Origin of the sequence: Pseudomonas sp. HN11, from assembly GCF_021390155.1 — a bacterium.
Classification (GTDB): Bacteria; Pseudomonadota; Gammaproteobacteria; order Pseudomonadales; family Pseudomonadaceae; genus Aquipseudomonas.
In genome coordinates this window covers 4,625,644-4,651,951 of the sequence record NZ_CP089985.1, presented here as the reverse complement: position 1 = coordinate 4,651,951, position 26,308 = coordinate 4,625,644, and the positions used below count along the sequence as shown (strand labels likewise).

General features: G+C 57.2%; 21 protein-coding genes. 9 read left to right on the top strand and 12 right to left on the bottom strand.

The genetic code is table 11. The features are described from left to right. Positions 1-11 precede the first annotated feature (11 nt). From LVW35_RS21145 to ccoG, 3 genes are all read right to left on the bottom strand, one after another. Complete coding sequence (locus LVW35_RS21145; RefSeq protein ID WP_233891895.1) at positions 12-2,462, bottom strand: heavy metal translocating P-type ATPase; 2,451 nt, start codon at positions 2,460-2,462, stop codon at positions 12-14. 96 nt (positions 2,463-2,558) lie between these two features. Beyond that, positions 2,559-3,098, bottom strand: coding sequence for a FixH family protein (locus tag LVW35_RS21140; RefSeq protein WP_233891894.1), 540 nt, complete (start codon positions 3,096-3,098; stop codon positions 2,559-2,561). Between the two features lie 16 nt (positions 3,099-3,114). Beyond that, entirely contained in the window at positions 3,115-4,518 is a 1,404-nt protein-coding gene (ccoG, locus tag LVW35_RS21135) for a cytochrome c oxidase accessory protein CcoG (RefSeq protein ID WP_233891893.1), read from the bottom strand. A gap of 669 nt (positions 4,519-5,187) precedes the next feature. On the opposite strand from ccoG, the gene LVW35_RS21130 reads away from it, so the two are divergent. Next, positions 5,188-5,640, top strand: a complete 453-nt coding sequence (locus LVW35_RS21130; protein WP_233891892.1) for a hypothetical protein — start codon at positions 5,188-5,190, stop codon at positions 5,638-5,640. A gap of 92 nt (positions 5,641-5,732) precedes the next feature. Here the strand turns inward: LVW35_RS21130 and ccoP (LVW35_RS21125) are convergent, their stop codons facing one another. The 8 genes from ccoP (LVW35_RS21125) to ccoN (LVW35_RS21090) form a co-directional block, all read right to left on the bottom strand. Continuing rightward, complete coding sequence (ccoP, locus tag LVW35_RS21125) at positions 5,733-6,710, bottom strand: cytochrome-c oxidase, cbb3-type subunit III (protein WP_233891891.1); 978 nt, start codon at positions 6,708-6,710, stop codon at positions 5,733-5,735. Further along, positions 6,707-6,892 (bottom strand): CcoQ/FixQ family Cbb3-type cytochrome c oxidase assembly chaperone, encoded by a 186-nt coding sequence (locus tag LVW35_RS21120; protein WP_003183474.1) that lies wholly within the window; start codon positions 6,890-6,892, stop codon positions 6,707-6,709. The genes ccoP (LVW35_RS21125) and LVW35_RS21120 overlap by 4 nt, the downstream gene beginning before the upstream one ends. Positions 6,893-6,898: 6 nt before the next feature. After that, positions 6,899-7,507: a cytochrome-c oxidase, cbb3-type subunit II gene (gene ccoO, locus LVW35_RS21115; RefSeq protein WP_025854274.1), complete on the bottom strand. Its 609-nt coding sequence runs from the start codon at positions 7,505-7,507 to the stop codon at positions 6,899-6,901. Continuing rightward, on the bottom strand, positions 7,507-8,949 hold the full coding sequence (gene ccoN / locus LVW35_RS21110; RefSeq protein WP_233891890.1) for a cytochrome-c oxidase, cbb3-type subunit I: 1,443 nt from the start codon (positions 8,947-8,949) through the stop codon (positions 7,507-7,509). Before ccoN (LVW35_RS21110) ends, ccoO (LVW35_RS21115) begins: the two co-directional genes overlap by 1 nt. Before the next feature lie 432 nt (positions 8,950-9,381). Beyond that, on the bottom strand, positions 9,382-10,296 hold the full coding sequence (ccoP, locus tag LVW35_RS21105; protein ID WP_233891889.1) for a cytochrome-c oxidase, cbb3-type subunit III: 915 nt from the start codon (positions 10,294-10,296) through the stop codon (positions 9,382-9,384). Next, positions 10,293-10,493 (bottom strand): cbb3-type cytochrome oxidase subunit 3, encoded by a 201-nt coding sequence (locus LVW35_RS21100; protein ID WP_233891888.1) that lies wholly within the window; start codon positions 10,491-10,493, stop codon positions 10,293-10,295. The genes ccoP (LVW35_RS21105) and LVW35_RS21100 overlap by 4 nt, the downstream gene beginning before the upstream one ends. Before the next feature lie 3 nt (positions 10,494-10,496). Further along, the gene (ccoO, locus tag LVW35_RS21095) at positions 10,497-11,105 is read right to left on the bottom strand and encodes a cytochrome-c oxidase, cbb3-type subunit II (protein ID WP_065873836.1); all 609 of its coding nucleotides are present in this window, start codon (positions 11,103-11,105) and stop codon (positions 10,497-10,499) included. A gap of 10 nt (positions 11,106-11,115) precedes the next feature. Further along, positions 11,116-12,540, bottom strand: coding sequence for a cytochrome-c oxidase, cbb3-type subunit I (gene ccoN, locus LVW35_RS21090; RefSeq protein WP_233891887.1), 1,425 nt, complete (start codon positions 12,538-12,540; stop codon positions 11,116-11,118). Between the two features lie 79 nt (positions 12,541-12,619). On the opposite strand from ccoN (LVW35_RS21090), the gene LVW35_RS21085 reads away from it, so the two are divergent. Then, entirely contained in the window at positions 12,620-13,312 is a 693-nt protein-coding gene (locus LVW35_RS21085) for an alpha/beta family hydrolase (RefSeq protein WP_233891886.1), read from the top strand. Positions 13,313-13,406: 94 nt separating this feature from the next. Here LVW35_RS21085 and LVW35_RS21080 read toward each other — a convergent pair whose 3' ends face one another. Continuing rightward, the gene (locus LVW35_RS21080; protein WP_233891885.1) at positions 13,407-14,972 is read right to left on the bottom strand and encodes a methyl-accepting chemotaxis protein; all 1,566 of its coding nucleotides are present in this window, start codon (positions 14,970-14,972) and stop codon (positions 13,407-13,409) included. Positions 14,973-15,430: 458 nt separating this feature from the next. Here LVW35_RS21080 and LVW35_RS21075 point away from each other — a divergent pair, with 458 nt between their 5' ends. The 7 genes from LVW35_RS21075 (at position 15,431) to LVW35_RS21045 (ending at position 26,306) form a co-directional block, all read left to right on the top strand. Beyond that, a complete protein-coding gene (locus LVW35_RS21075; protein ID WP_233891884.1) occupies positions 15,431-16,873 on the top strand; it encodes a mannose-1-phosphate guanylyltransferase/mannose-6-phosphate isomerase in 1,443 nt (480 codons plus the stop codon). A 132-nt stretch (positions 16,874-17,005) separates the two neighbouring features. Next, positions 17,006-17,800: an ABC transporter permease gene (locus LVW35_RS21070; protein WP_233891883.1), complete on the top strand. Its 795-nt coding sequence runs from the start codon at positions 17,006-17,008 to the stop codon at positions 17,798-17,800. Further along, entirely contained in the window at positions 17,797-19,119 is a 1,323-nt protein-coding gene (locus LVW35_RS21065) for an ABC transporter ATP-binding protein (RefSeq protein ID WP_233891882.1), read from the top strand. The genes LVW35_RS21070 and LVW35_RS21065 overlap by 4 nt, the downstream gene beginning before the upstream one ends. Further along, the gene (locus LVW35_RS21060) at positions 19,112-21,652 is read left to right on the top strand and encodes a methyltransferase domain-containing protein (RefSeq protein WP_233891881.1); all 2,541 of its coding nucleotides are present in this window, start codon (positions 19,112-19,114) and stop codon (positions 21,650-21,652) included. Before LVW35_RS21065 ends, LVW35_RS21060 begins: the two co-directional genes overlap by 8 nt. After that, on the top strand, positions 21,652-24,135 hold the full coding sequence (locus LVW35_RS21055) for a glycosyltransferase family 4 protein (RefSeq protein WP_233891880.1): 2,484 nt from the start codon (positions 21,652-21,654) through the stop codon (positions 24,133-24,135). The genes LVW35_RS21060 and LVW35_RS21055 overlap by 1 nt, the downstream gene beginning before the upstream one ends. 85 nt (positions 24,136-24,220) lie before the next feature. Continuing rightward, entirely contained in the window at positions 24,221-25,255 is a 1,035-nt protein-coding gene (gmd, locus tag LVW35_RS21050; protein ID WP_233891879.1) for a GDP-mannose 4,6-dehydratase, read from the top strand. Between the two features lie 97 nt (positions 25,256-25,352). Then, the gene (locus tag LVW35_RS21045) at positions 25,353-26,306 is read left to right on the top strand and encodes a GDP-mannose 4,6-dehydratase (RefSeq protein ID WP_233891878.1); all 954 of its coding nucleotides are present in this window, start codon (positions 25,353-25,355) and stop codon (positions 26,304-26,306) included. The last annotated feature ends 2 nt before the right edge of the window (positions 26,307-26,308 follow it).

The following is a 26,308-nucleotide window of genomic DNA, read 5'->3' as shown; positions in this document are numbered from 1 at the left end:
GCCCGGGCGGCTCACACCGGCAGCGGACGGGTTACTGAGGGGGCTCGGGCCGCTGGCGCGCTCGGCAGGCGAGTCAGGCGCAGGGCATTGAGCACCACGGTCAACGAACTGAGGGACATGCCGACCGCCGCCCAGATCGGGGTGATCCAACCCAAGGCGGCAAACGGCAGCATAAAGCCATTGTACAGCCCGGCCCATAGCAGGTTTTCGATGATTACCCGGCGGGTGCGCCGCGCCAGGGTAAAGGCGTGCACCAGGGCTTCCAGGCGATTGGACAGCAGCACGGCATCGGCGCTGGTCTTGGCCAGGTCGGTGGCAGTGCCCATGGCCACGCTGATGTCGGCGGCCGCAAGCACCGGCACATCGTTGACCCCGTCGCCGAGCATCAGCACCTTGCGGCCTTCCTTGTGCAACTGTTGCAGCACGTGCAGCTTGTCATCGGGGCGCAGGCCGCCGTGGGCTTCGTCAATCCCCAATTCGGCGGCGACGCCGGCGACCATCGGCGAACTGTCCCCGGACAGCAGCAGCGTGCGCCAGCCGCGTGCTTTGCAGGCGGCGAGCAGGGCCGGCGCGTCGCTGCGCAGACGGTCATCAAGGACGAACCAGGCCAACGCGCCTTCGCGGTCACCGAGCAGCAGCCATTGGCCGCAAATCTCCGGCGCAGCAGGCATCGGGCAACCACTGAGTTCGCAGACAAAGCCCGGCTGGCCAATGCGCAATACGCGCTCGCCGACGCGCCCTTCAAGGCCCAGTCCTGGCGAACTGATGACTTCATCGGCAGCCAACGGCGCTCGTCCAAAGGCGCGAGCAATCGGGTGTTCGGAGCGGTTTTCCAGGGCGGCGGCGAGGCTCAGGCACAGGTCGGTACTCAGGGGACCCAACGGCCGGATGGACCGCAGTGCCAGGCGTCCCTCGGTCAGGGTGCCGGTCTTGTCGAAAATCACCGTGTCGATCTGGTTCAACCCTTCCAGCACATGCCCGCGCGTCACCAACAGGCCGAGTTTGTGCAAGGTGCCGGTGGCGGCGGTAAGGGCAGTGGGTGTGGCCAGTGACAACGCGCACGGGCAGGTCGCCACCAGCATCGCCAGCACAATCCAGAACGCCCGGGACGCGTCCAGCTGCCACCACAACAGGCCGATCAGCGCGGCGGCAATCAGCGAACACAACAGGAACCACTGCGCCGCGCGGTCTGCGATCTGCGCCAGGCGCGGTTTCTCGGCCTGGGCCCGCTCCAGCAGGCGCACGATGGCGGAGAGGCGCGTTTCATGGCCCAAGGCGCGCACTTCGACAGTCAGCGCGCCCTCGACGTTGAGGGTGCCTGCGGTGACCGCGTCGCCGGTCTGACGGGGTTGCGGCAGGTACTCGCCGGTGAGCAGGGACTCATCAACGCTCGATTGCCCCTCGAGGATCACGCCATCCGCCGGCAGCACGGCGCCCGGATGCACTAACACACGATCTCCCAGCGCCAGTTCGGAGAGCAGGATGCGTTCGCTCTGGCCATCCGCCTTGAGCCGCAGGCAAGAGGCGGGCAGCAGGTTGACCAACTGCGCAGTGGCGGCCGCCGTCCGTTCCCGGGCACGGCGCTCCAGGTAGCGACCGGCCAGCAGGAACAGCGCAAACATGCCCACAGCATCGAAGTACAACTCACCCACCCCGGTTATCGCGGTCCAGATCCCCGCCAGATACGCCCCCCCAATGGCCAATGACACCGAGACATCCATGGTCAGGTGGCGCGTACGCAAGTCGCGCATGGCCCCCTTGAAAAACGGCGCGCAGCTGTAGAACACAATGGGTGTGGTGAGAAACATCGCCACCCAGCGCAGGATCACGTGCAGCTCCGGGCTCAGGTCGATATTGAACTCCGGCCAGGTGGCCATGGTCGCCATCATCGCCTGGAACCACAGCAGTCCGGCCACGCCCAGTTGGCGCAGGGCCAGGCGATTCTCGCTGGCCAGTTGCTCGGCGGCGCGGTCCGGCTGATAGGGGTGGGCGGCGTAGCCGATGTGGCGCAACTCGCCGAGCAGTTGGCTCAGCGGCAGTTGGCCGTCGGCCCAACGCACCTGCAATCGATGGTTGGACAGATTCAGCCGTGCCTCGGCCACGGCGGGCAGGCTGCGCAAGTGTTTTTCGATCAGCCAGCCGCAGGCCGCGCAACTGATGCCTTCCATCAATAGCGTGGCTTCGGCGAGTTCGCCTTCGTGGCGCACAAAGGGTTTTTGCACATCGGCGCGGTCGTACAGCGCCAGTTCATCCACCAGTTGCACCGGCAACGCTTCAGGGTTGGCCGAGGCTTCGCTACGGTGCTGGTAGTAGCTTTCCAGGCCGCCGGCCACAATCGCTTCGGCCACTGCCTGGCAGCCTGGGCAACAGAGTTCGCGGCGTTCGCCGAGGATCACTGCGGTGAAGCGGCTGCCGGAGGGGACGGGCAGGGCGCAGTGGTAGCAGGGTGGGGGGCTGGTCATGGTTCGAAATCTTTGGTGGCTGGTAGGGCCTCTTCGCGAGCAAGCCCGCTCCCACATGGGATCGCGGTCTCCTGTGGGAATGCGAAGCGCAGGCTGCTATTTTTTCAGGTCTTCGGCACCCTGCAACGGTTCATCGCCCAGCAGTAGGTCCTTGTCGTGGCTGACCTGTTCTTCTTCGAACATGCGCCAGGTACGTTCGCCTTCCACGCCGAGCAATTCGACGAAGCGACGACCTTCGACCTTGTCGGTGACCTGGCCGATGTAGCGGCCAGGTTCGCTGTCACTGCGAGCCAGGTTGATCTTGCGATCCTTCTCCGGCTGGGTCGGAGAAACCAAGTTCAATTCCAGGGTAGTCGGGTTGCTGTTGCCGGTGAGGTTCACTTCGACTTCACCGGTCAGCTCATCCAGGTGCACCTTGGCGCGCAGTTGCAGGGTCTGTGCCAGCAGTTCGCGGTCCAGGGAGCGGTTGATGCCCTTGCCGGCCTCGTAGTAGTTGTCGTTGACCAGGTTGTCCGGGTTGTTCACCGCGATGGTCACCATGGACAGGGTCAAGGTCACCGAGCAGGCCAGGATCCCGATGATGATCCAGGGCCAGAGGTGCTTGTACCAGGGGCTTGCGGCAGTCGCTACGGACATTGTTCGGCTCTCTTGATTAACGAACTTGCGGGCCGATGAATCGGCTCTTGGCTTCAATATGGACGCTGGCGTCATCGGCATCGGTGAGGATGAATTTCACCTCGTTGGTGCTCGACGGCAATTGTTCCGGCGCGCTCGACAGCTCCACCGGCATGCTGACGATATCACCGGCGGCCACCTTGATTTCGCGGCGACCTTGCAGCTTGAGATCCGGCAGGCCTGCGGCGTCGAGCACGTAAGTGTGGTCGCGCTGATCCTTGTTCATGATCTTCAGGCTGTAGACGTTTTCGATGCGTCCTTCGGCGTTTTCGCGATACAGCACACGGTCCTTGCTTACGTCAAAACCCACCAGCGAGCGCATGAAGAACGCTGCCACCAACAGGCTGATCATCGCCAGCAACACCAGCGCGTAGCCAATCAGGCGCGGGCGCAGCTTGTGGGTTTTCTGCCCGGACAGGTTGTGTTCCGTGGTGTAGCTGATCAGGCCGCGGGGGTACTCCATCTTATCCATGATGTTGTCGCAGGCGTCGATACACGCGGCGCAGCCGATGCACTCGATCTGCAGGCCGTCGCGGATGTCGATACCGGTCGGGCACACCTGCACGCACATCGTGCAATCGATGCAATCCCCCAGCCCCTGGGCCTTGTAGTCGACACCTTTTTTGCGCGGACCACGCAGTTCGCCACGGCGCGGGTCGTAGGAAACGATCAGGGTGTCCTTGTCGAACATCACGCTCTGGAAGCGCGCGTAAGGGCACATGTAGATGCACACCTGTTCGCGCAGCCAGCCGGCGTTGCCGTAGGTGGCGAGGGTGAAGAAACCGACCCAGAAATACGACCAGCCATCAGCCTGCCCGGTGAAGAAGTCGAACACCAGTTCGCGGATCGGCGAGAAGTAGCCGACAAAGGTCATGCCGGTGACAAAACCGATCAGCAGCCATAGGGTGTGCTTGCTGAGTTTGCGCAGGAACTTGTTGGCGCCCATCGGTGCTTTGTCGAGCTTGATGCGCTGGTTGCGGTCGCCTTCGGTGATCTTCTCGCACCACATGAAGATCCAGGTCCACACGCTTTGTGGGCAGGTATAACCACACCACACACGGCCGGCGTACACGGTGATAAAGAACAGGCCAAACGCCGCAACAATCAGAATCCCCGAGAGCAGGATGAAGTCCTGGGGCCAGAAGGTCGCACCAAAAATAAAGAATTTACGCTCCGGCAGGTTCCACCACACGGCCTGATGGCCACCCCAATTCAGCCACACCGTGCCGAAGTAGAGCAGGAACAGGCCGGCACCGCCGAGCATGCGCAGATTGCGGAACAGGCCGGTGAAGGCTCGGGTGTAGATCTTCTCTCGCGAGGCATAGAGGTCAACGGTTTTGGCAGGCGGGGTAACGTCATGTACCGGTATTTGGTCGCTCATCATTGCATCCCACGGCGGTGGAGATTTGCCTCGGCCAGTACGTGCCAACCGGGGTCAAATTAGGGGTGTTGCAGTGGCCTAATGATACGCCCCCGATGGTGCGCAAAGGGTGCGACCTTTGGTCGCGTTGGGGGAAATCAATTGATGGTGTACGTGATCTGGATCAATTGACATAAATGAGTATGGACGGTTTTTGGCGTTGCGGGCCCGAGGACTACGACGACCCGTCACCCAAAGGGTGGTTCATGCTTTTCATCGAGACCATGATCTTCGCCGTCGGCAACAACAAGCAAACCCCATTCGTCACTATAACTGTGGGCCGACACGGTGAGGCGTTCAGTTCAGACTGGCTCTCATAGCTGATAACGATTTTAACCTTCTCCTTTATCTCGCCAATTAGAGAGTCCAGCACCCACTTTTTAGTTGTCTGTGTTCGAGGTGCTGGAGTATGCAGGGTTATACTCACTTGTGCCCGGTTTCTCGTATTGATTCTGTCGGATTACACTTATTGATCCTCGGCCCTGTTTGAAGATGTGGAGTTTGATGGCCTGAAATAGTTTGTCGTATTACGTGAGAGATTTAATATCATTGCCAATGGAACTGATAGTGTCTATTTGTCACATATTAGTGGCCACTGCTGTCAAGGTGGTTACTTACTAGGGTGTTGCTATGACCGTTCATAATTCTTTGATTGTTCCACAGCTGTTTCCGAGTGCTCTACCTGATTTCCCGCCGTCTCTTGAAGAATCAAAAACGGCTCACACGCAATACTCCGCTTGGAGCGATTTGCGGATATCTAAACAACTAGCCAGCGACTTCAAAGTGTATGAGGATCCTAAAAATCCGGGCTTCGTCACGCTGAGACATCTGGAAGAAATGATTAATGATAAGCGTCTTCCACCAGAAGTGCGGCAGTTCGCATATGAGCTGGTAAACCGTGATTTATTTGATCAACTGGATGCCGGGGATAATAAGTCGGATAACAAGGTAAGTGAGCAAAGTATTCAAGACTCCATTGTAGAGCAAAGGCAAGCGAAGCGAGAGCAACCAGTCGAGCAGAACAGGCCTCCCTTTGGGCGCCGGGATCTTGAATACTTTGATCCGGGAGTCGTACCCTTGTAACGTGGCCTGAGGCATTTCCCTGCCAATACGCCAAGTGGCGGTAGAGTCAAGCCCCGTGCGGTGTCACCGTACGGGGCTTGATATTTCGAGGGTTACTGCTGTTCGGTTTTCTTCTCCCCATGGGACAAGCTGTACACATACGCCGCCAGTAAGTGCACCTTGTCATTGCCTTGCAGTTGCTCCTGCGCAGGCATCTGGCCCTGACGACCCCAACGGATGGTCTGTTGCAGTTGGGCGAAGCTTGAACCGTAGATGAAGGCACCCGGGTGGGTCAGGTCGGGAGCGCCCATGGCGGGCGTGCCTTTACCGGCCGGACCGTGGCAGGCCACGCAGTTGGCGGCGAAAAGTTTCTCGCCGTTGGCCACATCGGCTTTCACGCCCTCTGGCAGCTTGCGGCCGTCGAGGTTGGTGACCACGAACGCAGCCACATCGCTGACGCCTTGTTCTTTCAGGATATCCAGCCAGGCCGGCATTACCGCATGGCGGCCTTTCATGATGGTTTCCTTGATGGTGGCCGGCTCGCCACCCCAGCGCCAGTCGGCGTCGGTCAGGTTGGGGAAACCATAGGCGCCCTTGGCGTCGGAACCGTGGCACACCGAGCAGTTGGAGGCAAACAGGCGGCCGCCCATCTTCAAGGCTTGCGGGTCCTGGGCCACTTCTTCAATCGGCATCGACGCGAATTTGGCGAAGATCGGCCCGAACTTGGCGTCCGACCTGGCCATTTCCTTTTCCCATTCGTGCACGCCGGTCCAGCCGGTCTGGCCGTTGGCAAATGGGGTTTGCTTGTCGGTGTCGAGGTAGTTGTAGCCCGGTAGCAAGCCTTTCCAGTTGCCCAGGCCGGGGTACAGCGCCAGGTAGCCGAGGGCGAAGATGATGGTGCCGACGAACAACATGAACCACCACTTTGGCAGCGGGTTGTCGTACTCCTCGATGCCGTCGAACGAGTGGCCGACGGTCTCGTCGGTTTGCTCGGCGCGCTGGCCCTTGCGGGTCGACAGCAGCAGCCAGGTCAGGGCGAAGATGGTACCCAGACTGAGGACTGTGACATACAGACTCCAGAACGTAGTCATTCTTTGTTACTCCTAGAAGCTTGCTCGACGTGCTTGATGGCTTCGGGATCATCCGCAAAGGGCAGCAAGGTCGCGTCGTCAAACTCCGACTTGCGCTTGGGGCTGAACACCCACAACGCCAGGCCGATAAAGGCCACCATCACCACCACGGTGCCCAGGCCACGAATCATCCCGATATCCATGAAGAATCACCGTTTGCTTTTGATGAGGGTGCCCAGGCCTTGCAGGTAGGCCACCAATGCGTCCATTTCGGTCTTGCCCTTCACGGCTGCGGCTGCACCGGCGATGTCTTCGTCGGTGTAGGGCACGCCCAGGGTGCGCAAGACTTCCATCTTCTTCGCGGTGTCCTTGCCGTCGAGCTTGTTTTCCACGAGGAACGGATACGCCGGCATCTTCGACTCAGGCACGACGTTGCGCGGGTTGTACAGGTGCGCACGCTGCCAGTCATCGGAGTAACGTCCGCCGACACGGGCCAGGTCCGGGCCGGTGCGCTTGGAACCCCACAGGAACGGGTGATCCCACACGCTTTCGCCAGCGACCGAGTAGTGGCCGTAGCGTTCGGTTTCGGCGCGGAACGGACGAATCATCTGCGAGTGGCAGCCGACACAACCGTTGGCGATGTAGACGTCGCGACCTTCCAGTTCAAGGGCGGTGCGTGGCTTCATGCCCTCGACCGGCTTGTTGGTCACGTCCTGGAAAAACAGCGGAACGATCTGGGTCAGGCCGCCGATACTCACGGCGATGACCATGAAGAAGGCCAGCAGGCCGATATTCTTCTCGACTACTTCATGCTTCATCAGTGCGCTCCCACAACGGCGATCTTGGCGGCGGCTTCGGCTTCTGCAGGGTCGGAGGCACGCACGGTGCGCCAGACGTTGTAGGCCATGAACAGCATGCCGGCGGCAAAGAACGCACCGCCCAGGGCGCGGACTATGTAGCCCGGGTGACTGGCTTGCAGCGCTTCGACGAAGGAGTAGGTGAGGGTGCCGTCATCGTTGATCGCACGCCACATCAGACCCTGGGTGATGCCGTTGACCCACATCGAGGCGATGTAGAGCACGGTGCCGATCGTGGCCAGCCAGAAGTGCGTGTTGATCAGCGCGACGCTGTGCATCTGCACGCGGCCAAACAGTCGGGGGATCATGTGGTAGATCGCGCCAATGGAGATCATCGCTACCCAGCCGAGGGCGCCGGCGTGTACGTGGCCGATGGTCCAGTCGGTGTAGTGGGACAGCGAGTTGACGGTCTTGATCGCCATCATCGGCCCTTCGAAGGTCGACATCCCGTAGAACGCCAGCGATACCACCAAAAAGCGCAGGATCGGGTCGGTGCGCAATTTATGCCAGGCGCCCGACAGGGTCATCATGCCGTTGATCATGCCACCCCAGCTCGGCGCCAGCAGGATGATCGACATCGCCATGCCCAGCGACTGCGCCCAATCCGGCAGCGCGGTGTAGTGCAAGTGGTGCGGACCGGCCCAGATGTACAGGGTGATCAGCGCCCAGAAGTGCACGATGGACAAGCGATACGAGTAGATAGGACGTTCGGCCTGTTTCGGCACGAAGTAGTACATCATCCCCAGGAAACCGGTGGTCAGGAAGAAACCCACGGCATTGTGGCCGTACCACCACTGGATCATCGCATCCGTGGCCCCGGCGTAGGCCGAGTAGGACTTGAACAGGCTCACCGGCAACGAGGCGTGGTTGACGATGTGCAGCATCGCCGTCACCAGGATGAACGCGCCGTAGAACCAGTTGCCCACGTAGATGTGCTTGGTCTTGCGCTTGACGATGGTGCCGAAGAACACCACGGCATAGGTCACCCACACGATGGCGAGCAAAATGGCGATCGGCCATTCCAGCTCGGCATATTCCTTGGTGGTGGTGTAGCCCAGCGGCAGGGTGACGATGGCACTCACGATGACCGCCTGCCATCCCCAGAAGGTGAAGGCCGCAAGGCTGTCGGAGATCAGTCGCGTCTGGCAGGTTCGCTGCACGACATAGTAGGAGGTGGCAAACAATGCACATCCGCCGAAGGCGAAGATCACCAGGTTGGTGTGCAGCGGGCGCAGGCGGCCAAAGGTCGTCCATGGCAAACCGAAATTCAATTCCGGCCAAACCAGTTGCGAGGCGATGAACACCCCGAGCCCCATGCCAAGGATCCCCCAGACCACCGTCATGATGGCGAACTGGCGGACTACCTTATAGTTATAAGCAGTCGGACTGATTGCTGTGCTCATTCTAAGGTTCCACGGTTTAGGTTTTTTTATAGGTAAAATCGGCCGCAAGTATGTAGAAAGCGAGGGACCATTGCAACGCAATGGCTGACCTGTATCAATGCGTTCCACGCCAGATTCTGCGCCCTTTCCATGTTTTGCGTAGGGACAAAATCAGAAATCGAAAGCTGATCGAGTGGACAGGAAAATTTTGGGCTCGCAACGAAGGCCGTCGCGTACGCCAGAATTGGTCCGCTGTGGGAACAAGCGTAGACCCGAAAGTGAGGAGGGGAAAGTTGTGCCTTGGAAGGGTGTGACGAAGGGCCGCAGGACGGCAGTTGCAAGCGGCCAGTTGCAAGTCACAAGAAAAAGCGGCTGCAAGATCAGAGTTGGGAGCTCTTCACTTGCAGCTTGAGGCTTGAAGCTTGCAGCTTAAAACTTGCAGCTCACCTGCTGCTATTGATGAGACAGGCTGTAAACGTAAGCGGCCAACAGATGCACCTTGTCATTGCCTTGCAGCACTTCCTGCGCCGGCATCTGGCCTTGGCGGCCGTGGCGAATGGTCTGCTGCAACTGCGCGAGGCTGGTGCCATAGATGTAGCCGGCCGGCTTGGTCAGGTCTGGCGCGCCCATGGCTTCCATACCATGGCCTTCCGGACCGTGGCAGGCGACACAGGTGGTGTTGAACGCCGCTTTGCCGGCGGCCAGGTCGGCGGCGTTGTCGGCCGGCAGAGGCAGCTTGGCCAGGTCGTGACGCACAAAAGCGGCGACATTTTTAACCCCTTCATCACCGAGCATGTCACCCCAGGCCGGCATCGCTGCGTGGCGGCCGTTCAGGATGGTGGTCTTGATCGCTTCAGCCGAACCGCCCCAGCGCCAGATGTTGTCCGCCAGGTTTGGGAAGCCAAACGCGCCCTTGGCATCCGAGCCGTGGCACACCGCGCAGTTGGAGGCGAACAGGCGACCGCCCATTTTCAGCGCTTGCGGGTCCTTGGCCACTTCTTCCACCGGCATGGCCGAGAATTTGGCGAAGATCGGCCCGAACCTGGCGTCGGCCTTGGCCATTTCCTTGTCCCATTCCTTGGTCTGGGTCCAGCCATCTTCATAGCCCGGCAACACGCCTTTCCAGTTGCCCAGGCCCGGATAGAGGATCAGGTAGCCGACCGCAAACACCAGGGTGCCAGCGAACAGCATGAACCACCACTGAGGCAGCGGGTTGTCATATTCCTCGATACCGTCGAAGGCGTGGCCCATGGTCTGGTCGACGCTGCCCTTGGTCTCGCCCTTGCGGGTGCCCACCAAAAGCCAGGTCAGGCCGATCAGGCTGCCGAGGGTCAGTACGCAGATCCATGTACTCCAGAACAGGGTCATGACCGAGTGCTCCTTATTGCAGGCTCTTCTTGAGCGTCGGATGGAGAAGGCTCATCGGCGAACGGCAGCAGGCGCGCCTGCTCGAATTCCGCATTGCGCCGGTTGTTGAACACCCACAGCGACAGGCCGATAAACGCGATGGCGACCACCAGCGTACCGAGGCCGCGGAGGGTGCCTGCATCGAATTCAAATCCCATGGCTCACCTCTTGCTCTTGATGGCAGTGCCGAGCACTTGCAGGTACGACACCAGCGCGTCCATCTCGGTCTTGCCCTTGAGGCTGGCCACGGCGCCACTGATATCGTCGTCGGTGTACGGCACGCCGAGAGTGCGCATCACGTTCAACTTGGTCTCGGTGTGGCTGCTGTCGACGGCGGCGGTGACCAGCCACGGGTAGGCCGGCATTTTCGACTCGGGCACTACGTTGCGCGGGTTGTACAAGTGCGCGCGGTGCCAGTCGTCCGAGTAACGTGCGCCGACGCGCGCCAGGTCCGGGCCAGTGCGCTTGGAACCCCACAGGAACGGGTGGTCCCACACGCTTTCGCCCGCTACCGAATAGTGGCCGTAGCGTTCGGTCTCGGCGCGGAACGGGCGGATCATCTGCGAATGGCACTGTACGCAGCCTTCGCGGATGTAGATGTCACGGCCTTCCAGTTGCAGCGCGGTGTAGGGCTTCATGCCTTCGACCGGCTTGTTGGTCACGTCCTGGAAGAACAGCGGGACGATCTGGGTCAGACCGCCGATACTCACGGCGAGCACCATGAGCAGCATCAGCAAGCCGACGTTCTTTTCAATCGTTTCGTGTTTCATCACAGACTCCTCAGGCCAACTGCACAGTGGTGGCGGCTTCGACAGGCTGCGCCGAACGCACGGTGCGCCACGTGTTGTAAGCCATCAGGAGCATGCCGCTGAGGAACACCGCACCACCCACCAGTCGCACAATGAAACCTGGGTGGCTGGCCACCAGGGTTTCGACGAAGGAGTAGGTGAGGGTGCCGTCTTCGTTGATCGCACGCCACATCAGGCCTTGGGCGATGCCGTTGACCCACATCGAAGCGATGTAGAGCACGGTGCCGATGGTGGCCAGCCAAAAGTGCGCGTTGATCAGGCCGAGGCTGTACATCTGCTCGCGACCGAAGACTTTCGGGATCATGTGGTACAGCGCACCGATGGAGATCATCGCCACCCAACCGAGGGCGCCGGCATGGACGTGGCCGATGGTCCAGTCGGTGTAGTGTGAAAGCGAGTTGACGGTCTTGATTGCCATCATCGGGCCTTCGAAGGTCGACATGCCATAGAACGCCAGGGAGACTACGAGGAAGCGCAGGATCGGGTCACTGCGCAACTTATGCCAGGCGCCCGACAAGGTCATCATGCCGTTGATCATGCCGCCCCAGCTCGGTGCCAGCAGCACCAGCGACATCACCATACCGAGGGACTGTGCCCAGTCCGGCAGCGCGGTGTAGTGCAAGTGGTGAGGACCGGCCCAGATGTACAGGGTGATCAGCGCCCAGAAGTGCACGATGGACAAGCGATAGGAATACACCGGACGCTCGGCCTGCTTGGGCACGAAGTAGTACATCATGCCCAGGAAACCGGCGGTGAGGAAAAAGCCTACCGCGTTATGCCCATACCACCACTGCACCATGGCATCCGTCGCACCGCCGTAGAGGGAGTAGGACTTGGTCAGGCTGACCGGGATTTCCAGGTTGTTGACGATATGCAGGATCGCCACGGTGATGATGAACGCACCGAAGAACCAGTTGCCGACGTAGATGTGCTTGGTGTTGCGCTTCATCACCGTGCCAAAGAACACGATGGCATAGGCCACCCACACGATGGTGATCAGGATGTCGATCGGCCATTCCAGCTCCGCATATTCCTTGGAGCTGGTGTAGCCCAGCGGCAAGGTGATCGCGGCCAAGAGAATGACCAACTGCCAGCCCCAGAAGCAGAACGCGGCGATTTTCGGCGCGAACAGTTGGGTTTGGCAGGTGCGTTGCACCGAGTAAAAGGAGCTGGCGAACAGCGCGCAGCCGCCGAAGGCGAAGATCACCGCGTTGGTGTGTAACGGGCGCAGTCTCCCGAAACTGGTCCACGGCAAATCGAAATTGAGTGCAGGCCAGACCAATTGGGCCGCGAGAAAAACCCCGAGCCCCATGCCGACGATGCCCCACACCACCGTCATAATGGCGAATTGGCGGACCACCTTGTAGTTATAGGCGGTACTTAAAGTAGTGTTCATGGTTCCCCATCCACGGTTCAACCCAAGCAGATGCGGCACTTGGGCTGGAGTTATAGGCAGACTAAAAAGCGAGGCAAGCATGGGCAAAGAGCACAAGGCCAGTATTGACGGGGATCAATGGGCGCAGTGTGTGCGCGAACGCGGCTGGTTATGGGATGTCGCGGCGAACGTTGCCGGACGTGAACCTGTGACGCTGATCCTGGCCCACGGCGCCGGTGCGCCGATGGACTCATCCTTCATGAGCGACATGGCTGCACGCCTTGCCGGGCATGGCGTGAACGTGTTGCGCTTTGAGTTTCCCTACATGGCGCAGCGCCGGGTGGACGGCGGTAAACGCCCGCCCAATCCGGCCCCGAAGCTCCTGGAATGCTGGCGTGAGGTGGTTGCCGAGGTGCGACGTCATGTCGCTGGGAAACTGGCCATTGGCGGCAAGTCCATGGGCGGGCGCATGGCCAGTTTGCTGGCGGATGAAGTGGGCGCGGATGGGTTGGTGTGCCTGGGCTATCCGTTCTATGCGGTGGGCAAACCGGAGAAACCACGGACTGAGCATTTGGCCGGGTTGAAGACGCCGACCTTGATTGTGCAGGGCGAGCGGGATGCGCTGGGCAATCGAGTGGCGGTAGAGGGGTATGACTTGTCGCCGAGCATCGAGGTGATGTGGCTGGTGGCGGGGGATCATGACTTGAAGCCGTTGAAGGCGTCGGGGTTCAGCCATGAGCAGCATTTGGAGGCTGCGGCGGTGAAAGTGGCGGAATTTCTCAGCGGCTGTTAGGGCCTCTTCGCGAGCAAGCCCGGTCCTACATTTAACCGTGTACATCCTTTGGAATACGGTCGAATGTGGGAGCGGGCTTGCTCGCGAAAGCGATTTATCGGTTAAAGCGCTCCACCAGCGAATACTGGGTATTTGCGGTATGGGTCAGCTCTTCGCTCAGTTGCGCCGAATTCAGCGCCTGCTCCGACGTCTGATCCGCCAGCAACGCAATGGTGCTGATGTTGCGACTGATCTCCTCGGCCACCGAGCTCTGTTCTTCGGTCGCGGCCGCGATCTGCGTGGTCATGTCGGTGATGTGCGCCACCGCCTCACTGATCCCCACCAGCGCCTGATCCGCTTCCATCACCCGCGCCACGCCTTCTTCGGCCTGGCGATGCCCGGCGTCCATGGTTTGCACGGCGGCGGTGGCGGTTTGCTGCAGTTTGGCAATCAAAGCATGAATCTGCCCGGTCGACTCAGCGGTGCGCTGCGCCAGTTGACGGACTTCGTCGGCGACCACCGCAAAACCGCGGCCCATCTCACCGGCACGCGCCGCTTCGATGGCGGCGTTGAGCGCCAGCAGGTTGGTCTGGTCGGCAATGCCTTTGATCACGTCGACGACGCCGCCGATCTCATCACTGTCCTTGGCCAGTTGGGTCACGGTCACACCTGTCTCACCCACTGCAACGGACAAGCGCTGAATCGCCTCACGGGTTTCCCCGGCGATATCGCGACCGCGACCGGTCAGGCGATTGGCTTCTTGGGTGGCATCGGCAGTGCGCTGGACATGGCTGGCGACTTCCTGGGTAGTCGCCGCCATCTGGTTGACGGCGGTCGCCACTTGCTCGGTCTCGACGCGCTGGCGTTCCAGGCCGCTGGAGCTGTTATGCGCCAGGGTGTTGGACTGCGCCGCCTGGTCGTTGAGGTGCTCGGCCGTATCCTGCAAACGCGTAAGGCAGGTCTTCAGACGTGCCTCCTGGCTGAGAATCGACATTTCCAGGCGCGCCTGGGCGCCACGGCTGTCGGTGTACATCTGTGCGATCAACGGGTCGGAGGTGGTCTGCTCGGCCAGGCGCAGCAGGCGCTTGAGGCCACGCTGTTGCCAGCTCAGGCCCAGTAGGCCCAATGGCACCGACAGCCCTGCCGCCAAGGCAAAGCCCCATTGGGAGGTGAGGGTGGCGCCGATCATGAAGCTCAACTGGCTCACCAGGATAAACGGCAGCCAATCCTGCAACACCGGTAGCCACTTGTCCCGCTGAGGAATCGCCGACTTGCCCTGGTTGATGCGCTGGTAGAGCGCTTCGGCCCGTCGGATCTGTTCGGCGGTGGGCTTGATGCGCACCGATTCGTAGCCGACCACCTGGTTGCTTTCGAAGACCGGCGTCACATAGGCGTTAACCCAATAGTGATCCCCGGTCTTGCAGCGATTCTTGACGATGCCCATCCATGGCAAGCCTTGTTTGAGCGTGGACCACATGTGCGCGAACACCGCCGCCGGAACATCCGGATGACGCACCAGGTTGTGCGGGGCACGTACCAGTTCGTCGCGGGAGAACCCACTGATTTCGACGAAAGCGTCGTTGCAGTAGGTGATCACGCCTTTGGCATCTGTGGTGGAGATCAACCGTTGCTGAGCGGGGAAGGTCCGTTCGCGCTGGGTAACGGGTTGGTTATTACGCATGGTTATTCAATCCGCAAGGCTTTGACAGGGTATCGGCAGCTGCGGGGGATTATTGAGAGGGATTTTGCGCAGGGTACTTCGCCGGGGGCTTGCCCGGAAAAGCGACAGCACCTGCTTGGGCTATAGATCAATAAAGTCGAACATTCTAGGAGTAGATGGGTGGGGTGTAGGAAAATTCACCAAGGAAAGTGACAAGTTCTACTTGGAGCGCCATTTAGCCAGAGAAAAAGAATGATCACGTCAATGGGAATGTTCTGCCTTTTCCTAGACATAAATGACCATTTGATAAAGAATGCACAGGTTATTCTGTAAGAAAAAAACACTATTCCTCCCCCAAAACGCCTTTGGCGATTTGACTTTTTTAGCTGAAAGTCTCTAGTCACTTTTTCCGAGCAGGCAGCTTCGAGGGGGCGAGGGCTGAGGCGGAAATCTAGTGGCAATGCGTAAAGGAGTACAAAGTGATACTTGTTCCAGTCATTATCTGTGGCGGTTCGGGCAGCCGTCTCTGGCCGGTTTCACGTTCAGCGCATCCCAAGCCGTTTATCGAGCTACCTGACGGCGGTAATCTGATCCGCAAAACATACGCTCGGGCGTTGGCATTGGACGCTGTGAGTGAAGTATTGACGATCACTAATCGCGATCTCTACTTCAAGACACTTGATGAATACGGTGCCCAGGCGCCCGAGTTCAACAATTTGGGTTTTGTGCTGGAACCCTTTGGTCGTAATACTGCAGCGGCTGTTGCACTGGCTGCCCAGGAAGTTGCGCGTACTCATGGGCAAGATGCCATCATGTTGATATTGCCGGCTGATCACTTGATCGATAATCAAGTGTCATTCTGCGCTGCGGTTTCAAGTGCATGCGAGTTGGCCAAAGACGGCTGGCTGGTGACTTTCGGCGTGAAGCCCGAATACCCTGAAACGGGTTACGGCTATATCCAGAAAGATAACGACAGCCCACTGAGTGACGGCTTCAAGGTCAAACGCTTCGTCGAGAAGCCGGACCTCGAAACGGCCCAGGGTTATTTGGCGTCGGGCGAGTACTTCTGGAACTCAGGCATGTTCTGCTTCCGCGCCGGCTCCTTGATCGAAGAGATGGCACTGTGCGCACCGGACGTCGCCAGCGCCGTAGACCTGTGCCTGGCTGGCTCGGGCACGATGACGGGTAGCAGCCACCGCAGCCTACACCTCGACCCCGAAAGCTTCGCCAAAGTGCCGGATATTTCTATCGACTTCGCACTCATGGAACGCTCCAGCAAAGTTGCGACGGTGCCGTGTGACATCGGTTGGAGCGATATCGGCTCGTGGAATGCCATGAGCGAGTTGTCAGAGGCAGATGAACAAGGTAACCGTGTCGAGGGTGAAGCGATTTTTCACCATGCCATCAACAACTACGTACGCAGCCCACGTCGTTTGGCGGCTTTGGTGGGTGTTGAGGATCTGATTATTGTCGATACGCCGGATGCCCTGTTGGTCGCGCATAAGGATCATGCGCAGGATATCAAGGCGATCACGGCGCAATTGAAGAAAAATGGTCATCAGTCACACCTGGACCACACCACCGTGCGTCGCCCTTGGGGCGCTTACACCACGTTGGAAGAGGGGTTGCGTTTCAAGATCAAGCGGATTGTCGTCAAGCCACAAGGGTCGTTGTCGCTGCAAATGCACCATCATCGTAGCGAACACTGGATTGTGGTGAGTGGTATGGCGCGCGTGGTTAACAACGACCGCGAGTTTTTGTTGAATACCAATGAATCAACGTTCATTCCCGCAGGTCATACACATCGTCTGGAGAATCCAGGGGTCATCGATCTGGTGTTGATCGAGGTGCAGAGTGGCGACTACCTGGGGGAAAACGACATCGTTCGATTCGAAGACATCTACGGCAGGGCGGGAGGGTAAAGTAGCGCGCCTTTACGGGTAGGCGCTGAGAGCCCGCTTTTTGCTTGTTTGCTGGTCGGTGCGTGAAGGTCCAGGCCGCAGTTTAGTGTGCAGTAAGTCAGGCATCTGCCTGGCTTTTTTCAGGAGTCAGCGATGTTGGGGTTGTTTAGAAGCCTTTGGGAGTACCGGGGTTTCGTCTGGTCATCCATTCGTAATGAGTTCGTTGCCCGTTTTGCCCGGAGTCGTTTGGGTGGGCTTTGGATGATCATTAACCCGCTGGCGCAGGTAGCAATTTATGCGCTGGTTTTATCCAACGTGCTGGCGGCGAAGTTGCCGGGTATTGATAACAAATATGCCTACGCGCTTTACCTGATGGCGGGGGTTTTAGCCTGGAGCCTGTTCTCTGAAATCATCGGGCGCTGCTTGACCCTATTTATCGATCAGGGAAACCTGATGAAGAAAATGCGTTTCCCACGTATTACCTTACCAGTGATTGCGGTGGGGTCTTGTCTGCTCAACTACGGGCTCCTGTTTGTCGCATTGTTATTGGTTTTCGCGCTGCTGGGCCAGTCTCTGACGATGCACGTTTTCTGGATTGTGCCGCTGACATTGGTCGTCACTGCACTGGCGGTAGGTATCGGCCTTGTGCTTGGGGTCCTCAATGTCTTCGTCCGGGATACAGGCCAAGTGGTGCCGATCGTCCTGCAAGCCTGGTTCTGGTTTACGCCGATCGTCTACCCCGACAATATCATTCCCGAAAGCTTCAAGGGGTTGATGCAATACAACCCGATGTACCCGATTGTCACCGCCTATCATGACGCGTTGGTGCATTCGCGAATGCCAAATCTCGATGGACTCATTGTCCCTGCGGTTATCGCAATTGCACTTATGCTGTTGGGCTTGATGATGTTCAGGCGCGCAGCGCCAGAAATGGTGGATGTACTATGAGCCTTTTGAGCGTCAGCAATCTGGGTAAGGCTTACCGGGTTTATGCCTCGGAGTTCCAGCGTATCGGTCGTTGGCTTGGCTTGCCGATAAAACCCAGTGAAGAACATTGGGTGATAAAAGGTGTCAACTTCACGATTCATCCTGGAGAGTCGATTGGTATCGTTGGCCAGAATGGGGCAGGAAAATCAACATTGTTGAAAATGATCACCGGTACGCTGCAGCCTAGCGAAGGCAGTGTCCAGATCAATGGCCGTATTGCAGCCATCCTTGAGTTGGGGATGGGGTTCACGCCGGAACTGAGCGGGCGTCAGAACGTATTCCACTCGGCTGGCCTGATGGGCTTCAGCGCCGCCGAGATCGCGCAGGCAATGCCGGATATCGAGGCCTTTGCTGAAATTGGCGAGTATTTTGAAGAGCCCGTGAGAACTTACTCAAGTGGTATGCAAATGCGTGTTGCCTTTGCAGTGGCGACAGCGTTCAAGCCCGATCTTCTAATCGTCGATGAAGCACTTTCTGTTGGTGACAGTTACTTTCAAGCCAAGTGCTTCAAACGTATCAAGCAGTACCGCGATGAAGGGATGACACTGATTCTTGTCTCGCACAGTGCTGATGACATTGTGCGACATTGCGAGAGGGCTATCCTGCTTAAGAACGGGCATGTCGAACTGGACGGTCCCTCGCGAGATGTGACTAACCGTTATTTGGACGAGCTGTTTGGCAAGAAAAAAGGAGTGGGGCATCAGACCGAAGTTTCCAGCCCCGGCCTTGTTCAAGAAGATTTCTTGACTAGCAATGATGTTTTCGCTACGCGGGGTGGGTATAACCCATCTGAATATCGCTGGGGGCATGGCGGCGCCGCCATTCTGGATTATTTAGTGATTGTGGACGGTGAACGTTTTCCATCACGCATCGAAAGTAATTCAAATGCGGACTTTTACTTCAAAGTCAAGTTTGATGCGGACTTCGAAAGTATCGTGCCTGGCTTTCTGATCAAGACCATTGACGGCGTATTTTTATATGGAACCAACTCATTTGTTTCTAGCCGTGGTCAGGCTGTTGTTTCAGTACGAGCAGGTGATGTCCGCATGTTTAAGTTTTCGCTTCCGCTCAATTTAAATGCGGGAGATTTTCTGGTGTCATTTGGTGTTTCGTCGGGCGACCCTTTGTCGGGCGACTTGGTACCGTTGGATCGACGATATGATTCGGTGATGTTGAAAATTAGCAGATCTGTTCAGTTCTGGGGTATTTCCGATATGGGGGCAACGTTCAATGTCGAGTACCTGGAGTCTTCAGGCGTTGAGGTTGCAACCCATGATTGAGCAATTGGTAGCCGAGTTGCCAGAGGTTTATCAGCCGATCTTTGGCCGCTCCGATCTTTCGGATCATGTTTCACGTCCGTGCGCTGATCGGCTGGATGTTATTGCGCGCATCTACGACGCTCTGCAGGCACATCTCGGCCGCCCTCTGAGAGTCCTGGACCTGGGCTGTGCCCAAGGCTATTTCAGCCTTAGCCTTGCCAGTCGCGGCGCGGCGGTTCGAGGGGTCGATTTCCTGGATAAAAACGTCGCAGTTTGTACCGCACTTTCTCAAGAACATCCTCAACTGGATGCGACCTTTGAAGTAGGCCGGGTCGAGGATGTTATCGATCGTTTGGAGCCTGGCCAATACGACTTGATTTTGGGGCTGAGTGTTTTTCATCACGTGATTCACGAGCGTGGGATCGATGAGGTGAAGCGGCTTTTTCAGCGTGCTGCCGAGATGACGGGTGCACTGGTTCTGGAAATCGCGTTACGAGAGGGCGATCTTTACTGGGCGGCCTCTCAGCCTGAAGACCCAAGGGAGTTGTTGGAGTCGGTTCATTTTGTCCGCGAGATGGCTCGTTGTCAGACACATCTAACGAGCGTGCAACGTCCTCTGTATTTCGCCAGTAACGGTTATTGGACTGTCGACGACAAAGCGGGAGCGTTTGATGCGTGGCGCAGCGATTCCCATGCGTTGGCGAAGAATACCCACGAGGGAACGCGTCGCTATTTTTTCGGGGCACAGGCGGTCATTAAGTTTTACCGATTTGTGGGCGGGCGTGCAGACCACAATCGTATTGAGTTTCATCGCGAAAAATTATTTTTGACCGGAGCACCGCCGAACTACCCTGTTGCCGAGTTGATTGCCCTTTCAGAGAGTGAAAGCGAAGGTTGGGTCGTTATGCAGAGGTTTCACGGCGATCTACTGCTGGATGTATTGAATGATGCTTCCTTGGATCGAAAAAAGGTGCTTCGGGAAGTTTTGGAGCAACTTGCCACGCTGGAAGCCTTTGGTCTTTACCACAGTGATTTTCGAGCGTGGAACGTGATAGTGGCGCCGGATGTCGGCGCGCGAGTTATCGACTACGGTGCCATATCGCAAGATTTCAAAGACTGCGTTTGGCCCAACAATATTTATTTGTCGTTTATGGTGTTTGTCCATGAGTTGGCGACAGGGCACGTTGTCGACCCCTCACCGATCAGGCAAATAACGATAGCCCCCTTTAATCTGCCACAGCCTTTCCGTAGTTGGGCGACTGGATTGTGGGCCGTACCGGTGCATCAGTGGAGCTTTCGTCTGATGCTTGAGCATCTCGACAATCTAGACGAATCACCCAATGACGGCAGTGCCGAGAAGACAGAAGATCTTTGGATGCAGGCGATCGAGGAAGCGCTTGATCAGCACAGTGGCTACATAAAAAACTTGGATGGAAAACTGCTAGGGAATAGTTACGAAATGGAAGCGCAACTTGAAAAAGTGCGAAATCGCTTGGAGCAGGTGGCCGATATCGCTTTGGATGCCCAGGGGGGGATGAGCGGGTTTGAGCGTCGTGCGATATACAGTGAAGCCGTGGCCGAACAACAGCGGCTTCAGCTGCAAGAGGCAGGATTTCGAATTCAGTCGGCCGAGCGTCGTAGCTACGAAACTGAAGCGGCATTGAGAGAAAGTATAAATCGCGCAACTCAGGCTGAACTCAAGCGTGTCTCGGCCGAAGCATTGAATGATGTGCTGCGTGATCAAGCCCGGCAAGCGACCAATGAACTGCTGGAGCTCTATAAAGGGCACCAACAGGTTGCATTGCAGTTTGAAATTGAACAACAGCGTCGAATAGCACTTGAAAAGCAACTCCAAGGTCTCGAGGTGCGCGCTGGCACATTGGAAGTGGAGCGTAATTCACTGCGTGCAGATGCGGTGGGGGCTCACGCACAAGTGGAGTATCTCGAAGGTCATCCCAAGTATTTGGGGGGGCAGATAGAGTCGCTGAGTGAACAGCTTTTGCTCTCTGAAGAGCATAATCGTCGCCTGGTTGCGGAGCGCCAGGTTAACCACCAGCGTATGGGCCAACTTGAAGCGCAGATAAAAGAACTCAGCCATCGCCTGAATGCGGCCATGACTGATACCCACAACTGGTGGTTGAAAGCGGTGGCCCACGAAGAACATGCGGCTGCATTGCTCAACAGTACGTCGTGGAGGATTACTTCACCGCTACGTCTATGCATGAAAGCCGGGACTTGGTTGATCAAGCTGCCCTTTCGCGTGATTAGATTCATGGCACGCTCAGTGTTGCTGAAGGTATTGCGTTTCGTCTTGCGACGTCCTTCTCTGCATCGGCGGTTGAACGAAACAATCAAGAACTATCCGCGCGTCTGGGGGCATTTGAAGCGGTTCGCTGTGCATCGCGGGCTTGTGGCTGGTCGACAGGACCAGGCAGCCGCTGTGCCTGCGTCGGCTGAAGCATCGACAGACGTAGACGTAAATAAGCTGAGCCCGCGGGTGTCCAGTGTTTATTCCGAATTGAAGGAAGCAATAGAGCGCAAGGGTAACCACTGATGCGGATAGTCATTGATCTTCAAGGTGCTCAGTCGGAAAGCCGGTTTCGTGGCATTGGCCGTTACTCGCTCTCTTTGGCATTGGCCATCGCTAAAAATGCGGGCGACCACGAGGTATGGATCGTTCTGAATGGCAGGATGCCGGAGAGTATTCTGGATATTCGGAATGCTTTTTCGACACTGATCCCCAAAGAGCGAATCCGCATATTCGACGTACCTGATGACTTAAGTTCTCCGTGGGTACTGAGCGCATCGGAGATCGTCAGGGAAGAGTTTATCGGCTCCCTTGAGCCCGACGTGGTCTTGATCACTAGCCTCTTTGAGGACCCGGGTGCGGGCGCTGTGACGTCCGTAGGCGCCACCGTTAATAATTACAAGACAGCGGTTGTTCTGTATGACCTGATTCCGCTGCTAAATAAAGAAGTGTACTTGCCGACGCCGGCACTCCGAGACTATTACGGCAGGAAAATTACCTGGTTGGAGCGCGCCGATGCTCTTTTGGCAATTTCTCGATCCTCCCGTGATGAAGCGGTCGAGCATTTGAGCGTGCCGCAAGAACGTGTCTCGAATATTTCCGCTGCTATTGGTGAACATTTTTATCCCCGGGTCTTTTCCAAAGCCGCCGCCGCCAAGTTTCTTCAGCGAATGGGCGTGCAGGAAAAGTTTGTTTTGTATGCCCCCGGCGGCTTTGATCCCAGGAAGAATTTTTCACGCCTGCTTGAGGCTTACAGCAGGCTGAAACCTGAACTCAGATCTCATTATCAACTGGTGATTGCCAGCCGGCTGCATGAGCAGCAGCGGATTGAGTTGTTGGGTCTAAAAGAAAAATTCGGTTTCGAAATTCATGAGTTGGTTTTGACCGGGTATGTTGAGGACGAGGACCTTATCTCACTCTATTCCCTGGCATCACTCTTTGTATTTCCCTCTACTCACGAAGGTTTTGGCCTGCCTGTCTTGGAAGCGATGGCGTGCGGGGCGCCTGTTGTGGGCTCCAATTGCAGCAGCATCCCCGAGGTCATTGGGCTGGCGGATGCGCTTTTCGATCCACTGTCGGTCGCCTCGATATCCAATAAGATCAGCCAGGTACTGGAAGATGAATCCTTCAGACAAAGGTTGATAGAGCACGCTGAAGCTCAATCAGGAACGTTTTCCTGGGATGAGTCTGCGCTTAACGCCATTACGGCTATGGAGCGTATGGTGAAGGCTGACAGCCCAGCCGCGCCTTATGATTTTTCCCGGCAAGCTTTGCTTGAGAACCTGACCCGCCTGCCAGATTGCCAGCCCACCGACATTCAGCTCGTTCAGATTTCGAAAAGCATTGCTTTCAATTTATTGGGCGGGACTGAAAAGCAGTTGCTTCTGGACGTCTCCAGTATCGTTCAGTCAGATGCGAAGTCGGGTATTCAGCGGGTGGTCCGCAGCCTGTTGCAGGAGCTTTTGAATGCTCCGCCAGCAGGTCTGGTTGTTCGGCCAATTTATTACCATGCAGGCGAATACTTTTATGCCAATGAGTTCGTGGCCCGGTTCTTTCCGGAAAGTAGCAGTACTGCTGACGCTCCCATTGACTTCACTCAGGGCGATATTTATCTGTCGTTGGACCTGACGATGCATTTGGCCGATGAACTCTACCCACTGCATTCGCAAATGCGCTCCGGTGGGGTTGAGGTCAACTTCATCGTTTATGATTTGCTCTTGGTGCAAAGACCTGATTGGTGGCCGGCACCCACCGCCGATTACTTTACCAATTGGCTGAAACGGATTACGGATGTCGGAGCCGGGCTCATTTGTATCTCTGAGGCGGTTGCACAAGAAATGAAAGCGTGGATGGCAACCAATGCCCCCGCGCGATGTGACGGTGGACCTCAAATAAAGAGTTTCCACTTGGGCGCAGATATTGCGAGCAGCATGCCTTCGGTCGGATTTCCCAAGAATGCTCAACATGTTCTCGCCCAACTGCAAGCACGTCCCAGCTTTTTGATGGTCAGTACCATCGAGCCTCGCAAAGGACATGCGCAGACGATCGCAGCTTTTGAAGCGTTGTGGGCCGACGGTCTTGATGCGAATTTGGTTATCGTCGGGAAACGGGGTTGGCTGGTCGATTCCGTGATCACATCGATTGAGCGTCATCCGGCGTTGAACGAACGACTCTTTTGGCTTGAGGGGATCAGTGATGAATACCTCGAGAAGGTATATGCCGCCTCTACCTGCCTGATCGCCGCATCGGAAGGGGAGGGTTTCGGGCTGCCGCTGATCGAAGCAGCACAGCATCACTTGCCGATGATTGTGCGCGATATTCCTGTCTTCCGCGAAGTAGCGGGCGACCACGCGTTTTATTTTGAAGGGCTCGCGCCAGCTGCTTTGGCGGAATCCATAAGAGAGTGGTTAGTGCTTTTCAATACGGGTGAACATCCACTGTCGGTGAATATGCCTTGGCTGACCTGGGAGCAGAGTGCCCATCAATTGAAGCAATCCATATGTCAATGACAAGGCTTGGCATTTTTTGAGCTGCGCCCTGTAAAGGGTGAGTCCCGCATTTCAGATTCAATACAGCTTTATTAGGGAGCTACACGTGAAAAAAGCAATTATCACCGGTATCACTGGCCAAGACGGTGCCTACCTCGCTCAGCTCTTGCTAGAAAAAGGCTACACCGTCTACGGTACCTATCGCCGCACCAGCTCGGTCAACTTCTGGCGCATGGATGAACTGGGTGTTACCCAGCACCCTAATCTGCACTTGGTTGAATACGATCTGACTGACCTGTCATCCAGTATTCGCCTGTTGCAGACTACCGAAGCTACCGAGGTCTACAACCTGGCGGCCCAGAGCTTTGTGGGTGTGTCTTTCGACCAACCGGTGACCACTGCTGAAATCACTGGTCTGGGCGCAGTCAATTTGCTGGAAGCCATCCGTATCGTTAACCCGAAGGTGCGGTTCTACCAGGCCTCAACCTCGGAAATGTTCGGCAAGGTTCAAGCGATCCCGCAGATTGAAACCACGCCGTTCTATCCGCGCAGCCCTTACGGCGTCGCCAAGTTGTACGCCCACTGGATGACCATCAACTACCGTGAGTCCTACGGCATCTTTGGCACCAGTGGTATTTTGTTCAACCACGAGTCGCCTCTGCGTGGGCGCGAGTTCGTAACGCGCAAGATCACTGACTCTGTAGCCAAGATCACTCAAGGCAAGCTGAGTGTCCTGGAACTGGGCAATATGGACGCCAAGCGCGATTGGGGTTTTGCGAAAGAGTACGTGGAAGGTATGTGGCGCATGCTGCAAGCCGACGAGCCGGATACTTTTGTACTGGCGACCAACCGGACAGAAACGGTGCGTGACTTTGTATCGCTGGCGTTCAAAGCAGTCGATATCAACCTTGACTGGAAAGGCGAGGGTGACCAGGAGCACGCGATTGATGCAGAAAGCGGCAAGATTGTAGTCCAGGTCAATCCGAAGTTTTATCGACCGGCTGAAGTTGAGTTGCTGATCGGCGATCCAGCAAAAGCCAAGGCGGTATTGGGTTGGGAGCCAAAAACCAGCCTGGAAGAACTGTGCCGGATGATGGTGCAGGAAGACCTGCGTCGCAACGAACAAGGCTTTTCGTTCTAAGGCCAGAAGAGCGCGATCACTTGCGTTCCAAGCGGGCGGGTTCGTGTTTGAACCCGTACCGTCCTACTTATGTTGTTCAGGCCAAAGGTGAATAGCGGTGAAACATGTTCTGTTGACCGGAGCTAATGGCTTTGTCGGTAAAGTACTGCTGGACCAACTACTGGCGGCAGGCTATCGAGTAAGCTGTGCTTGTACTACTCCTAACCCGTCATCCCGTGCTGGTGTCGAGCAGGCTGTATTGGATATTCGGGATCCGAGCGCCTGTGCGGCAACGCTGGAACGGTTAAAGCCAACCCATATTATTCACCTGGCGGCCATCTCTCATGTGCCGACCAGTTTTCGTGATCCGCTGCTGACGTGGAATACCAATGTCATTGGCAGCCTGAATCTGCTGGAAGCCATCAAGCAGAAAGCTCCGGATGCATTCGTCGTGTTTGCCAGTTCTTCGGAAGTGTATGGCGAAGCCTTCAAGGCTGGTGTAGCGCTTGATGAAAGCAGCCCGTGCTTGCCGATGAACCCCTACGCAGCCAGCAAATTGGCGGCTGAGTTGGCGTTTGAACAGTACTTCAAACAAGGCGTGAAAGGTGTGATTGCACGGCCTTTCAACCATATTGGCAGTGGACAGTCTCCCGACTTTGTCACCGCTTCGTTTGCCCGGCAGATCGCATTGATCGAAAGTGGAAAACAAGCGCCCGTCATGCAGGTAGGAAATCTCGAAGCGTGCCGTGATTTCCTTGATGTGCGTGATGTCTGTGCCGCGTACTTGCAGTTGCTTGAGTTGAGCGACGGCGCAGAGCACCCGCGTGTGTTTAACATCGCGTCGGGGCAGGCGCGCAAGATACGTGACATTCTCGATGAAATGATCAGCCAGAGTCCTGCGGCCATTTCTGTCGAACTCGACCCACAGCGCCTGCGTCCATCGGATATTCCGTTTGCGGTAGGTAACTGTGATCGCATCCGCAATGTGCTCGGCTGGCAGCCAAGTATCTCACTGAAAGAAACCCTGGCTTCATTGTTGGCCGACTGGCGTGTGCGTGTGGTGGCCGAATAGTG

Coding starts and splice junctions, on each gene's coding strand:
- LVW35_RS21145 (WP_233891895.1), bottom strand. CDS start 2,462: ATGACCAGCCCCCCACCCTGCTACCACTGCGCCCTGCCCGTCCCCTCC.
- LVW35_RS21140 (WP_233891894.1), bottom strand. CDS start 3,098: ATGTCCGTAGCGACTGCCGCAAGCCCCTGGTACAAGCACCTCTGGCCC.
- ccoG (WP_233891893.1), bottom strand. CDS start 4,518: ATGAGCGACCAAATACCGGTACATGACGTTACCCCGCCTGCCAAAACC.
- LVW35_RS21130 (WP_233891892.1), top strand. CDS start 5,188: ATGACCGTTCATAATTCTTTGATTGTTCCACAGCTGTTTCCGAGTGCT.
- ccoP (WP_233891891.1), bottom strand. CDS start 6,710: ATGACTACGTTCTGGAGTCTGTATGTCACAGTCCTCAGTCTGGGTACC.
- LVW35_RS21120 (WP_003183474.1), bottom strand. CDS start 6,892: ATGGATATCGGGATGATTCGTGGCCTGGGCACCGTGGTGGTGATGGTG.
- ccoO (WP_025854274.1), bottom strand. CDS start 7,507: ATGAAGCATGAAGTAGTCGAGAAGAATATCGGCCTGCTGGCCTTCTTC.
- ccoN (WP_233891890.1), bottom strand. CDS start 8,949: ATGAGCACAGCAATCAGTCCGACTGCTTATAACTATAAGGTAGTCCGC.
- ccoP (WP_233891889.1), bottom strand. CDS start 10,296: ATGACCCTGTTCTGGAGTACATGGATCTGCGTACTGACCCTCGGCAGC.
- LVW35_RS21100 (WP_233891888.1), bottom strand. CDS start 10,493: ATGGGATTTGAATTCGATGCAGGCACCCTCCGCGGCCTCGGTACGCTG.
- ccoO (WP_065873836.1), bottom strand. CDS start 11,105: ATGAAACACGAAACGATTGAAAAGAACGTCGGCTTGCTGATGCTGCTC.
- ccoN (WP_233891887.1), bottom strand. CDS start 12,540: ATGAACACTACTTTAAGTACCGCCTATAACTACAAGGTGGTCCGCCAA.
- LVW35_RS21085 (WP_233891886.1), top strand. CDS start 12,620: ATGGGCAAAGAGCACAAGGCCAGTATTGACGGGGATCAATGGGCGCAG.
- LVW35_RS21080 (WP_233891885.1), bottom strand. CDS start 14,972: ATGCGTAATAACCAACCCGTTACCCAGCGCGAACGGACCTTCCCCGCT.
- LVW35_RS21070 (WP_233891883.1), top strand. CDS start 17,006: ATGTTGGGGTTGTTTAGAAGCCTTTGGGAGTACCGGGGTTTCGTCTGG.
- LVW35_RS21065 (WP_233891882.1), top strand. CDS start 17,797: ATGAGCCTTTTGAGCGTCAGCAATCTGGGTAAGGCTTACCGGGTTTAT.
- LVW35_RS21060 (WP_233891881.1), top strand. CDS start 19,112: ATGATTGAGCAATTGGTAGCCGAGTTGCCAGAGGTTTATCAGCCGATC.
- LVW35_RS21055 (WP_233891880.1), top strand. CDS start 21,652: ATGCGGATAGTCATTGATCTTCAAGGTGCTCAGTCGGAAAGCCGGTTT.